Origin of the sequence: Pedococcus aerophilus, from assembly GCF_039532215.1 — a bacterium.
Classification (GTDB): Bacteria; Actinomycetota; Actinomycetes; order Actinomycetales; family Dermatophilaceae; genus Pedococcus; species Pedococcus aerophilus.
In genome coordinates, this window is the sequence record NZ_BAAARN010000001.1 from 544,580 (window position 1) to 556,714 (window position 12,135).

Here is a 12,135-nt window from a genome sequence, read left to right on the forward strand (position 1 = left end):
TGGGGCACACAGATATTGCGGCAGAAAGACCCGGCCCGAGGCTTCCAACATTGCCGGTCCCGCGTTCCAAGGATTCATTGTCCTCCTCCGCCTCCGGGTGCGCTCAACGACAGTCCTGTCAATGAGCAGGAAGGCGGCGGGCGTAGAGCCCGGCCCCGTGGTGTGGTGCTCGCGGTGGTGGTCCTACCCCATCGTCCAGGGCTGGGCCGGTCGCTGGTGTGCTGGCTTCTTCAGTCGCCTGCCTTTCGGGCCTCTGGGGGTACTAGCTGGAGGCGGCACCCAGGCTGATTCCTCAAGGGCTGGGGTAGTTGTCCGTCAAGGCGATGCGCTGTGGAAGGGCCCGACGCGAGTCGAGCCCTTCCAGACGAGTGCTACATCAGCCAAGTTCGACCACCACAGGGCAATTCGAGATGCCCGGCAGTGCGCGTAGACCGTCGAGGCTCGCGTTGGCCGGTCCACCACCAGCGCTGACGAGCAGTCCGTCGGAGAACAGCTTGGCGACGTCATCATGATCGGTCAGCCGGACTCGCTGACCTGCCGTGATCGCAGCCTCGGTCCAAACGGCCGGGGTCACGTCCCAAACGGGCGAGTAGTCGTTGTCGCCCGGCACGACCTGGGTGATGTTGAGCGGGTCACCTTGGCCGGCGACGGCCGACTGCAGTCCCTGCCGCTGCGGGTTGTTCGCGCCTTGCGGGCCATTCACGATGGGGATGATGGCCGCCCGTGCCGAAGACTTCCGGTCGAAGGAAGCCAACCCCGGGGCTGCATCGAGGTTAGGAGCCCACGTCGACCCCTCGAGAGCAGCCACCAGCTCGACGGAGGCTTCCTGGTGGAGGTACTGCACGCGCTTGCCCTCGTAGAAGCCGTTCAGGGTGTCCAGCGTCACTTGGCGTCGGTCGAAGTTGATGTCCACGATGGCGTCGTGAAGGCCCGAAGCGTTGGCGACCTGCGTCGCGTTGATCACCGTACGCCCGTCTGCGGACACCAGTGGGCTGTAGTCAGCGTCGCCCACGGCACCGGCGTGCACGGTGGTGGGTGGGAAGGCCGTCGGGCCGGGCACCACGACACGCGTGGGACTGAAGTCCACCGTGCCGCTGAACGCCAGCTGCGATCCGATCCTGCGGGCCGACTGGACCGCGGCGGTGCCGAGCGCGTTCACGAGTTTCGGCGAATAGTTCACGCCCCGACGCTGCGCGTCGTCGCGGTTCGAGGACTCCGTGACGACGTACCAGACGGTTGCCCCGTCGTGCAGTCCCTGCTGCAGGGGCAGCGTCACTGTGCCCTCGGCGGTGTTCACGGCGATGGTGCTCTTCATGAACACGGGTCTGCTGCACGAACAGGTGACAGTTTTGGTTAGGCCACCTGGGCGGCGGGTGTAGTCATGATCAGCTCGTATTCGACGGGGGTCAATCGGCCGAGTGTGGCTTGCCGTCGGCGGCGGTGATAGGTCCTCTCGATCCAGGTCACGATCGCGATCCGAAGTTCGGTGCGGGTGGCCCAGCGGCGCCGGTTGAGGACGTTCTTTTGCAGCAGGCTGAAGAAGGACTCCATGGCCGCGTTGTCACCGGCGGCGCCGACGCGGCCCATGGATCCGACCATGGTGTGGCGGTTGAGTGTGCGGACGAGTTTCCGGCTTCGAAACTGACCAGGTTCAACCAGTCGATGCAACACCGGCTTGTTGGAGCAACAGTAGGTGCTCATTGAACGCCTCGGCTGGCGTTCTCCAGCCGAGGGTCTTACGAGGCCTGGTGTTCAGTGCCTGAGCGACCGCCTGGATTTCCTCGGCGGACCAGCGCGCGAGGTCGGTGCCTTTGGGGAAGTACTAGCGTAGCAAGCCGTTGGTGTTCTCGTTCGTGCCGCGCTGCCACGGCGACTGGGGATCGGCGAAGAAGACCGGGATTCCGGTCTCGACGGTGAACTTGGCGTGAGCGGACATCTCCTTGCCGCGGTCCCACGTCAGCGACCGGGCCAGCTGTGTCGGCAAGGTCTTCATCGTGTTTGCCAGCGCGTTCTTCATCGTGATCGCCCCGTAGCCAGCCAGCGCCGGCCCGTTCTTCGGGGTCTGTTTGTGCCGGTAGCCCTCCTCACGCGGCAGGTGGACCAGCATCGTGAACCTGGTCGTGCGGTCGACCACGGTGCCGATCGCGGAGCGCTCCAGCCCGATCAGCAGGTCGCCTTCCCAGTGCCCCGGAATGGCGCGGTCCTCTGCTTCGCAGGGCCGCTCGCTGATCAGAGTCTCGGCAGTGACATGTGCCCAGGTCTTGCGCCGCGATCGTTCCCGCGGGGCCCGCAACGCGCGACCGGTCCGCAGGCACCAGACCAGCTCACGTTTGAGCGCCCCACGGCCCTGGATGTACAGCGACTGATAGATCGCCTCGTGGCTGATGCGCATGGATTCATCTTCGGGGAAGTCGACCTTGAGCCGATGGCTGATCTGCTCCGGGCTCCACGCCAACGACCACGGGCGGTCCTTGCGATGCGGCTTGTTCCGGCCGGTGAACCGCGGTGGTGTCGGACCCAGGAATGGGGTGCCGTCCGGCAGGCTGATCTGCCCCGCCAGCCGCTGCTGGACGTATATCTTCAATCGCGGGTTGGTGACCAGCTTCGCCGCCTTCGGGCGTTTGGCGGTCATGTCGGCCTTCCATTGCGCGACGGACGCCCGGTACTCGAGCTTCCCACCACGGGTGGCGGCGTTGCGCCGCAGCTCGCGTGACACCGTGCCCGGGTCACGGCCGATCTCTCGCGCGATCTCGCGCACGCCCCTGTCCTGGGCCCTGAGCAGCGCGATCTCCTCCCGTTCAGCGAAGGATAGGTACCGGCCCGTGGGCGTGAACTTCAGGTCGAACGGCGGCATGCCGCCAGCGTGATGGAACCAGCGCGCACCGACCGCCTGTGCCACGCCGATCACCCCGGCAGCCTCCTCAGGCAGCAACCCTTCGGCGATCTGCTCCCAGAACGCCACTTGGACATGACGCTGGAACCTCGGCGCACCCGGCGACCGCAGCTTTGGTCGAATCGCCCGATCCGCTGCCTGTTGACGACGAGCCACTCAACACCTCCATGACGGGGTGTTGCGACGACCAGTTGAATCCGCCCTGCGATCCGCGATCGGTGTGCAGGATGCAACCGGCCACGTCGGCGCCTTCGGCCCGGCGCCTGGCGACGGCGTTGTCGAGTGCGGCGACGGCTAGGCGTGACTTCATTCGTGAGTCCATCGAGTACCCAATGATGCGGTTGGAGTAGACGTCCTTGACCGCGCATAGGTACAGCTTCCCCTCACCGGTCCAGTGCTCGGTGATGTCGGCCAGCCACAACTGGTTCGGGCGGTGGGCGGTGAACTCGTGCCGGGTCCGCCCCTTGTCGTCGGTGACCGCCAGGAGGTCGTCGTGGACCGGTGGACCGGCCTTTTTGCCGTTGCGCCCACGCTTCTTGCCGAACGCGGACCACCAGCCCAGCTGCGAACAGAGCCGCCACGCGGTCCGCTCCGCCATGACCTGGCCGGCGTCGCGGGCTTCGTCGACCAGGAAACGGTAGCCGAACTCAGGGTCGTCACGGTGGGCGTCGAACAGGGCGTTGGCGCGGTAGGCCGCAACCAGTTCGGCGGTCGTGACCGGGTTCACCAGCCAGCGATAGTAGGGCTGGCGAGCGATCTTCAGTACCCGGCACGTCACCGTGACGGGAATCCCGTCGACGGCTAGCTCGCGGACGAGCGGGTACATCATTTTCCCGGCAGGTCCGCCTGGGACAGGTACGCCGCAGCGCGGCGCAGGACCTCGTTCTCTTGCTCGAGCAGCTTGATCCGCTTGGTGGCCTCACGCAACGCCTCGGATTCATCGCCCCGCCGGCTCGAACCAGACGAGACCGATGAGCTGCGCTCGTCGATCGTCAGCCACCGCTTCAGACACGACGCCGAGATGCCGAAGTCTTTCGCGACCTGGGCCATCGATGCGTCCGAGTCGCGGTAGACCCGGATCACGTCCTGACGGAACTCCTTGGGAAACGCCTTGGGCATGGTGCACATCCTTCCAGCGCCGACACGAATCGACGCAGATCAGGTGTCACCTGTTCGTGCAGCAGACCCATGGGCGAGCCGCCGCGGACGAGTCGGCCGTCGTAGAGAAGCGGCGTCTGGCGGCCCCGGACCTACCTCACGAGGTGGGCGAAGGCGACGATGTTGTCGACGTAGTGCCCGGTCGCTTGGTCGAAGGCACCGCCGCAGGTGATGAGGCGCAGCTCGGCGCGGCCCCCGGTGTCGCCGTACACGGTCGACGTCGGGAAGTCGGCCTTGGAGTAGCGCGCCACCCGGTCGACGAGGAAGCGCGCGGTCGACCCGTCCTCGCGGCCCACGGACAGGGTCGCGCCCTTCTTCAACGAGCCCAACCGGTAGAAGACGGCGGGACCGGCCTTGCTGTCGACGTGGGCGCCGATGACTGCCGGCCCGAACTCGCCGGGCGTCGGGCCGTTGGCGTACCAGCCCGCCCGGTCGAAGTCGGTTGGCGCCTCGAGCCTGCCGTTCTTGTCCAGGCCCAGGTCGACGATGCCCCTGGTGCGCACCCCGATGGACGGGATGGTCAGCGAGGTCGGTGCGCTGGGCTCCAGGATGGGCCCGAAGTCGGAGCTGCTCTGCGGCGTGGCCGGCGCCTGCGACTTCGTGGCCGCCTCCGACGACGTCGGCGTCTGCGTGCTCGTCGGCGGCTGCGTGCTGGGCGCCGAGGTGGTCGCCTCGGCCTGTGACGCGTCCGGTTGCGGAGGCGCGTCGCTGCCCGTCAAGGACTTGGCGACCAGCACCCCTCCGACGACGAGGAGCACGACGGTGACCGCCGCGGCAATGCTGCCACGGCGGTCACCGAACTCCGAGGATGCGGACATCAGACGCGGTTGCGAGCCTTGCGAGCGGTGAAGGCACCGGAGCCGACGGCGGCGATGAGCAGGCCGCCACCGAGCAGGAGCATGCCCTCGTTGTTCGGGGTGGAGGTGCCACCGGCGCCGGTGTCCATGCCGCCGGCGGGCGCGGCGTTGAGGACGCCACAGATGGCCGGGTCGGTCGCCTCGGTCGGCAGCTTCGGGTCGAGGTCGCTCTTGGTGGCCCCGTCGTACTTGCCATTGCCGTTGTGGTCCACACCGTGGACGACCACGACAGCCTGGCCATCGGTGACCGCCTGGGCCAGCTCGGAGGAGACAGTGATGCTGCCACGCTCATAGCTGAACTTGCCGCCGGGGGCGGTGTCGAAACGGTCGACGGCCAGGCCACTCTTGGGCGAGGTGTCGCCGGTCTTGGTCAGCGACACGACGACCGGGCCGTAGGCCGGACCACCCTCGGTGGTCGTCAAGGTGCCGTCACCACTCTTGTCGTCAGAGGCCTTTGGGCACTCGTGGCGAGCGTCGGCGCCGAAGTGGATGTGGGCAGCGTGGGGGCTGTCCTTCAGCAGGCCGGTAGCGGCCATGGTGACGTCGATCTTCGTCCCCTTCACGGTCACCATTGCGGTGCCGCTGGCGTCGACGCCGTTCAGCGCCACGGGACGCAGGGTTGCCATGGTGCTGCCGTCAGCAGCCTGGGCGATGCCTGCACCGAGGAAGGGAAGGAGCGCCGCAGACCCGAGGGCAACGGTGGCAATCTTGGTGGTAGTACGCATTCAGGTGACTCCTTTGTCGGGCAACCAGCGGCTGCCGTGGGCTGAGCATTGGGTTTGGGCGCTTCGGAGCCATTCAACGAAGTGGATGGGTCCCGAACTCTGACTGGAACTTCGCACCGGAAACGACCTTTTGGCACAGGCATTCAGCCGGCCGGTCGCACCTGCACGCTAGTGACGTCGTAGACGCCGAGGAACTTGACGAAGGCCAATGCCTGCGGGAGGGCGCCGGTGGCGTCGGCGGTGAACGAGAGCAACGGGATCAGGTCGTCAGCGTGCCGGGCGGACGCGGTGTAGGTGGTGTTCGGGGTCAGACCACTGCCCTGGAGCTGGACCATGTCGAGACCCGCGACTGCGCGGACGGTCACGGCGACCTTGCCCGGCCCGGCGACGGCGGCGTCAGCGTTGCGGACAGGCTGGTCGAGACCCTGCCGGGTGAGGTGCTGGGTGCCCGGGCCCGAGGGGACGGCGCCGGCGACGTAGACCAGGGCCTGGCCCTCCTGACCGACCCGCAGGGTATCGGTTCGCTTGCGGGTGGCGGTGTCGATGATGTCGACGCTGTCGGAGTGCTCGTTGACGACGTACACGGTGGAGTTGTCGGGGCTGGGCCAGATGCCGTGCGGTTCCACGCCGCTGGAAGGCACCGCACCGACCAAGGTGGGTGCAGCGCCGGTGTGTCGGCGGTAGATCTTGGTGGTGTTCTCAGCACCCACGGTGAGGTAGACGAATCCCGCGCGCGGGGTGGTCACGAACGCCGGGTGGTTTGTATCCGGGCCGGTCTTTAGGACGCTGGTGATTCGACCGGCCTGCAGGTCGATCACGGTGACCTTGCCGACCTTCTTGTGTGCGGCCCAGAGCTCGGTGCCGTCGGGTGAGAGCGCCATGTCGGAGGAGAACACGTCGGCGAGGCCGCTGATGCGCCGCACCACCTTGCGGGAGGACACCTTGACCACGTCGATGGTGGCGGAGCGGAGGTGGTTGACGTAGGCGTACCGGCCGTCGGGGCTGAACAGCACCTTCGACGGTCCGTCGCCGGTGGCGACGTGCCCGACGATGCCACCGTGACGGGCGTCGACGATGTCGACGCGGGCGAGCGCCCGGTCGGCCACCCAGACGGTCTTGCCGTCGGGAGCGAAGAAGCCCTCGTGCGAGGCCCTGCCGACATACGTTTTGGACATCACCGTGTTGTCGACCGTCCGCACCACGGTGACGGTGTTGGTCGTCACCGACACGACGTTGAGATACCTGCCGTCGCGGGAGAACCCGAGGCCGTGGACATCGACGTCTTTGAGGTACTGGGGTCCGAGATCGCCGCCCAGGCGCTGGTCCCCGAACGGGATCGTGCCCAGAACTTTGCGGGTGCTGGGGTCGATCACGGTGACGGTGTTGGAGGTCTGGTCGGCGGTATAAACCCGATCGGCCCGGCCGATCGGCGGAGCACCCGGCAGCGCGGGAGCTTGGATGGGATCCGCAGGGTGAGAGGCGCTGGCCTGGGTCGGTCCGGCGCCCAGCGCAACGGCGGTCCCGCCGGCAGCCAGGGCCAGCACCGTACCGGCCGCCAGCAGGCGGCGCCGGGAAGAAAGGTGAACGAGTTGCATCAGGCTCCTTGTAGTGACGTGGCGACCCTCTTGCGTTGTCGTCGGGCCGCGCGGTTGGACACACTGGTGGTTCGGGGATTCGGCTCCCCAGCCCACGTCGGAGGTGCGAAAGATCGGCCTTCCTCTTCTTGCGTACGCGCGTAACTGCCGAACGGTTCACCGGTGGCGCCCGGACACCCTGCCTGAACCGTTCAACTCAACGAGGCGTACGCATGCTGGCTGTCGGCTGCCGGCCTGCCCGAATCCAGCGGAGAACAGGGGCCGGGTCATTGGGCAGGGACGCGCAGCAGGTGTCCGTGGAATACTCCGCGTCCGGTGCGGACCGCAACTGTCGCCCAGGCGACCAGCAACCCTACGTAGAAGACGACGGCGGCGACCACGAGGAAGCGCGCGCCGGTGGCAGCAGCCAGTCCCGACGTACCGGTGACGACGGTGCCCACGGGGAAGGTGAAGGACCACCAGGTCAGCGAGAACGGCATCCCGTGCCGAGCGGTGCGCACGGTGATCGCGGTCGCAAGGGTGAGCCAGAGCATCGCGAACCCCCACATGGGTGCCCCGTAGACCAGACCCATCGCCTCGAGGGCGGAGCCGTAGGGCGCTGGGAGGACGCTCGTGGCGGTGGCACCAAGGGTGTGCGCGGCGGTGACCGACTGGCCCAGCGGACCGAGCACGATCCACAGCGTGGGAACCGCCGCGGCGGGCCCGACCTTGTGATGCACCAGCCGGCTCCAGATCATCGTGATCACGATGAGGCTCGCAACGATCGTCAATCCGAACATCATGGTGCAGGCCAGCTGCATGGACAGCTGCCACTGACCGGCGGGTAGGTGGGGAAGCAGCAACGGGCCGGTGGCGGCGCTGACCATGGGTGGCACGATCGGCATGAGCCAGCCGCCGAAGGCGGCGTCCTGCTTCACGTCGTGGGTGGTGAAGGCCTTGTACGGCACCGCCGCCGCGGTCCAGAGGCCCAGCAGGGTGCCTGCGGTCCAGAGCACGAAGTCGATGCCGACGGCGGTGCCTTGGCCCACCAGCGGCTGACCGACCAGCAGGGCACCTGCTCCCACGGTCATCAACGCCATCGCCGGGGCGCCGTAGAAGTGGGACATCACCGGGTTGGCGAGGTGTCCGCGGGCAGTGCTCGTGTGTCGCGTCCAGTGGATCAGCGTCGCAACAGCGATAACTGCCAATAAGACCCCGTCCAGCACCCACACGGTCCGCGCGAACAGCAGCAGTCCTGGCACCTTGACGGGCAAGGTTGCGGCAGCATTCGCGACGATGCCGGTGCCCATCACGCAGGCGAACCAGTTAGGGCCAATGAACCCGAACGCGGGCTGCCCTTCGAGAGCTGTCAGGAAGGAACGATTGCCCTCAGCGTGCTGGTCGACATTGCCGGTTGCGGCTTGAAGAGTGTTCACGTATCCAGTCTGCGAGCAGGCCACAGTCGTCAGTAGTCCCCAGCCGACTGTGGATGCACAACCTTGGCTTGTGGGTGCTGTAGGGTGGGTGTGTGCCCTCACCTCATGTGCCAGAACTCGACGGGCTGAGGCTGCTGGTGGGAATCGCCCAGCATGCCAGCATCGGCGGCACTGCTCGAGCCAACGGCATCAGCCAGCAAGCAGCCTCAGAACGCCTGCGTGCGATGGAAGCTCAGACCGGCCTGACCCTGGTGCATCGGGGTGCCCGCGGATCGAAGCTCACCCCTGCCGGTGTGGTGGTGGCCGAGTGGGCTGCCCGGCTGATCGAGGTCGCGGACGAGATCGACACCGCGATCGAGGGGCTCCGTGGCGATCGCAGTCGCGAGCTCTCAGTCTGGGCCAGCATGACCATCGCCGAAAGCCTCATCCCCCGCTGGCTGGTCCTCCTCCGTCAGCGTCAGCAGGGCGAGGGACACCTGCCGACGGCGGTGAGCCTGAACGCCTCCAACAGCTCGCATGTAGTCGAAGCGGTTCGTGACGGAACCGCGCATTTGGGTTTCGTCGAGGGCGTCGAGGCACCCAGGGGAGTGCGCTGTGCTTCGATCGGACACGACGAGCTCGTCCTGGTGGCCGCGGCTGGCACGCCGATCAGCCGGCGACGCACCCCCCTGTCTCCGGCGGAGGTCGCAGAGCTGCCGCTGACCAGCCGCGAACGTGGCTCTGGGACCCGCGAGGTCCTGGAGGTGGCCCTTGGTCAGCAAGGGTTGACGATGGGCGACGCGGTTGTCGAGCTGACCACGGCGACTTCCATCCGCGAGGCGGTCCTTGCTGGCAGCTCGCCGGCCTTCCTCAGTCATCGCTTTGTCTCACGTGATCTGGACTCCGGCCATCTCGTGGTGGTGCCGACTGAAAATCTCGACCTCAAGCGCGTCTTCCGCGCCGTGTGGGTAGGCACCAGGCAGCCACCCGCTGGGCCGGGCCGCGAACTGGTCTCGATCGCCCGCGCAGCCGAGCAACGACTAGGGCATCAGAGAACCGGCGCAAAGTAGGGGTGAACCGCTCATCAGGAAAAGGCGTACACCTCTTTGTGAGCAGCGATGGTCCGACCGAGTCGTGGCGACCCCGCACGCGCCGGTCCAAGGTGGGAAAGGCAGGGACGCCCGCCAGCGAGGAGGAGTTGCTGGCGGAGCTGTACCGGCTGCATGGGCGGGTGTTGTTCGCATTCGTGCTGCGGCTGGTCGATGACCGGGCGAAGGCCGAGGATGTCGTCCAGGAGACGATGCTGCGGGCCTGGCGGAACCTGGATCTGATCGACCCGCGACGAGGGGACCCACGGTCCTACCTGTTCACCGTGGCCAAGAACGTGGTCATCGACATCTGGCGCGCCGAGCAGCGCCGCCCGCGACTGGTCACCGACGAGGAAGTTCTTGCGGCGCAACCGGTCGAAGACAGGCTCGATGCCCAGGTCGACGCCTGGATGGTTGACCAGGCACTGGAACGACTCTCGAGCGAGCACCGGGCCGTGGTCGACCACCTCTACTACGGCGGCTCGACAGTCACCGAGACCGCCCAACTGCTTGGCATCCCGGCCGGCACCGTGAAGTCGCGTGCCTACTACGCAGTCCGTGTGCTGCGTGCCGCATTCGAAGAGATGGGAATGACACGATGAGCTCCGAACACGACCGGGTGCGTGAACTGCTGGGACCCTACGTGCTGGGTGGACTCGATGCGGCCGACCGAGCCCTGCTCGACGGCCACCTCAGCACTTGCCCCACCTGTCGCAACGAGGTCGCCGCCTACGCAGGCCTGCCATCGCTACTGCGGCTCGGGCACGGACCCAACTCGAGCACTACAGCCGAACTGGACGACGGTGCGCTGACCCGCGCCGTTGGGGCCCTCCGGCAGGGACGTCGCCGCCGACGACGCCGCTCGCTGCTCGGTTCCGCGGCCGCTGCGGTACTGGTGCTCGGCCTCGGCGCCACGACAGCGGGACTGGTTGCCGGGCACAGGGACACCCCCCAGACCAACCCTGCAGCCCTGCATCTTGTCGCTGTCCAAGGCAGCCCAGCGCGCGGCCAGACCAGCCTCTCCGCTCGACCGTGGGGCACCTCGATCGATCTCGACCTGTCCGCGTTGCCCAAGGACCAACGGTTCATCGTGTGGGTGATCGCCACCGACGGCACCCGCGAACAAGCGGCGACCTGGGCTTCCACACCCGACGGCATCGCCCACGTCACCGGAGCCAGCGCCCTGGCCCGCACCGACGTCGCGGCCGTGCGCGTCGCCACCACCGACGGAACGCTGCTGCTGTCGACCGACATCTGAGGTCGCCGCTGAACCGTTGTCCAGGTTCCGGCGTACGCCTCAATGACATCCCAACTGGAAGGACAGCCATGAAGACCAAGACCCAAGCCCTGGCCGCCATCGCAGTCGCCACCGCACTCGCGGCGACCTATGCCACCACCACCCTGACCAGTGCGAGCGCCGACTCGAACTCCGGATCAGACAAGCCGGTCCACGTCGAGGTGTTCGCCCCCTCGGAAGGCGACAACGCTGGCATCAGTGGAGCCGGATGGTTCGTCGACCTCGACGTCGACTTCGACGGCAGCACCCTGGCCCAGACCGGCTTCACCGGCCTCCAGCTGACCGGCCCCGCCGCGCACAACAACATCGCTCCCTTCCCCGGCACCTTCTCCACCGGCCGCGACGATCGGATGCCCGGCTTGGTCGTGCTGACCTCCACCACCAACAACACCCTGCCCGGCTTCTCCGGCCCCGGCACCAACCTGGCCAACCTGTTCAACCTCACCGGCGTCACCAACCGCGACAGCCAAGGCACCGAACTCTGGGACACCTGGATCGTTGGCGCCCCGATCGCCGGGAAGAACGTCGACACCACCCTGACCGTCGCCGTCATCGCCGACCTCAACCACAACGGCATCTACGACGACGCACCCAACGTCATCACCGACCAGAACGGCGACCGACGCATCGACCGCCGCGACCTCAAGGCCATCGGGGTCGCCTCCAACATCGAGACCGTCACCTTCCACCTCAACGGAGACCCCGCCTGATCGCAATCGGCGAGCCCGAACGCTCCAGCAGCAGACATCCCCCTCGACACGCATCGCCCCCATGCGCGCGCCAGCATGGTGGCTACGCCTCATAGGGGTCCTTGGGCAGGTACAACCTCAGCCGTCGGGGTCGCCGCCCCCGACCAATGACGACATCACCAGGAACCAGGCCCACACCTTGGCCCGTGGGGCGCTGGCCGGGCTCCCTCGCCATCGCCATCGTTCGCTGGCATCCACCACCTATGTCAGCCGGACCCCGACAGCGGAACATGAACGGTCTACACACAGCAGGAAGGCGGACGAAGGACACGTGGCCCTGCCCATGCTCGCCCACGCCGCCCCAAGGTCCGGGGTCGCGCGTCGGGCTCACGCTCAGATCGAGCACCGATCGGGGGCGTGGTGACCACAAGACCGCGGT

Annotated in this window: 9 protein-coding genes and 3 pseudogenes; 4 read left to right on the forward strand and 8 right to left on the reverse strand. The window is 67.3% G+C overall.

The window, feature by feature from the left end; genetic code table 11:
- Positions 1-376: 376 nt before the first annotated feature.
- The 8 genes and pseudogenes from ABD286_RS02520 to ABD286_RS02555 all read right to left on the reverse strand — a co-directional run bounded on the left by ABD286_RS02520 (position 377) and on the right by ABD286_RS02555 (position 8,643).
- Positions 377-1,315 carry a hypothetical protein gene (locus tag ABD286_RS02520; RefSeq protein ID WP_157581279.1) on the reverse strand — a complete coding sequence of 313 codons (939 nt, stop codon included), beginning with the start codon at positions 1,313-1,315 and terminating at the stop codon, positions 377-379.
- Positions 1,316-1,353: 38 nt separating this feature from the next.
- A pseudogene (locus tag ABD286_RS02525) lies at positions 1,354-1,644 on the reverse strand (integrase core domain-containing protein); the annotation flags it as partial.
- A gap of 7 nt (positions 1,645-1,651) precedes the next feature.
- Positions 1,652-3,049: pseudogene (locus tag ABD286_RS02530) on the reverse strand (IS30 family transposase).
- Between the two features lie 46 nt (positions 3,050-3,095).
- A pseudogene (locus ABD286_RS02535) lies at positions 3,096-4,012 on the reverse strand (IS3 family transposase); the annotation flags it as partial.
- A gap of 131 nt (positions 4,013-4,143) precedes the next feature.
- The gene (locus ABD286_RS02540) at positions 4,144-4,869 is read right to left on the reverse strand and encodes a class F sortase (protein WP_056918544.1); all 726 of its coding nucleotides are present in this window, start codon (positions 4,867-4,869) and stop codon (positions 4,144-4,146) included.
- Positions 4,869-5,633, reverse strand: a complete 765-nt coding sequence (locus ABD286_RS02545) for a CHRD domain-containing protein (RefSeq protein ID WP_056914734.1) — start codon at positions 5,631-5,633, stop codon at positions 4,869-4,871. The genes ABD286_RS02540 and ABD286_RS02545 overlap by 1 nt, the downstream gene beginning before the upstream one ends.
- A gap of 143 nt (positions 5,634-5,776) precedes the next feature.
- Positions 5,777-7,228, reverse strand: a complete 1,452-nt coding sequence (locus tag ABD286_RS02550) for a YncE family protein (protein WP_082552966.1) — start codon at positions 7,226-7,228, stop codon at positions 5,777-5,779.
- A gap of 266 nt (positions 7,229-7,494) precedes the next feature.
- Positions 7,495-8,643, reverse strand: a complete 1,149-nt coding sequence (locus ABD286_RS02555) for a TDT family transporter (protein ID WP_056914736.1) — start codon at positions 8,641-8,643, stop codon at positions 7,495-7,497.
- A 107-nt stretch (positions 8,644-8,750) separates the two neighbouring features.
- Here ABD286_RS02555 and ABD286_RS02560 point away from each other — a divergent pair, with 107 nt between their 5' ends.
- From ABD286_RS02560 to ABD286_RS02575, 4 genes are all read left to right on the forward strand, one after another.
- Positions 8,751-9,692 carry a LysR family transcriptional regulator gene (locus ABD286_RS02560; RefSeq protein WP_344189957.1) on the forward strand — a complete coding sequence of 314 codons (942 nt, stop codon included), beginning with the start codon at positions 8,751-8,753 and terminating at the stop codon, positions 9,690-9,692.
- A gap of 38 nt (positions 9,693-9,730) precedes the next feature.
- Complete coding sequence (locus ABD286_RS02565; RefSeq protein ID WP_235530613.1) at positions 9,731-10,312, forward strand: sigma-70 family RNA polymerase sigma factor; 582 nt, start codon at positions 9,731-9,733, stop codon at positions 10,310-10,312.
- Positions 10,309-10,968, forward strand: a complete 660-nt coding sequence (locus ABD286_RS02570; RefSeq protein WP_056914738.1) for an anti-sigma factor family protein — start codon at positions 10,309-10,311, stop codon at positions 10,966-10,968. Before ABD286_RS02565 ends, ABD286_RS02570 begins: the two co-directional genes overlap by 4 nt.
- Positions 10,969-11,036: 68 nt before the next feature.
- Complete coding sequence (locus tag ABD286_RS02575; protein ID WP_056914739.1) at positions 11,037-11,717, forward strand: hypothetical protein; 681 nt, start codon at positions 11,037-11,039, stop codon at positions 11,715-11,717.
- Positions 11,718-12,135 lie beyond the last annotated feature (418 nt).

What these genes read in the sequence shown, in the direction of transcription:
- ABD286_RS02520 (WP_157581279.1), bottom strand. Translation starts at nt 1,315, where the DNA reads ATGAAGAGCACCATCGCCGTGAACACCGCCGAGGGCACAGTGACGCTG.
- ABD286_RS02540 (WP_056918544.1), bottom strand. Translation starts at nt 4,869, where the DNA reads ATGTCCGCATCCTCGGAGTTCGGTGACCGCCGTGGCAGCATTGCCGCG.
- ABD286_RS02545 (WP_056914734.1), bottom strand. Translation starts at nt 5,633, where the DNA reads ATGCGTACTACCACCAAGATTGCCACCGTTGCCCTCGGGTCTGCGGCG.
- ABD286_RS02550 (WP_082552966.1), bottom strand. Translation starts at nt 7,228, where the DNA reads ATGCAACTCGTTCACCTTTCTTCCCGGCGCCGCCTGCTGGCGGCCGGT.
- ABD286_RS02570 (WP_056914738.1), top strand. Translation starts at nt 10,309, where the DNA reads ATGAGCTCCGAACACGACCGGGTGCGTGAACTGCTGGGACCCTACGTG.
- ABD286_RS02575 (WP_056914739.1), top strand. Translation starts at nt 11,037, where the DNA reads ATGAAGACCAAGACCCAAGCCCTGGCCGCCATCGCAGTCGCCACCGCA.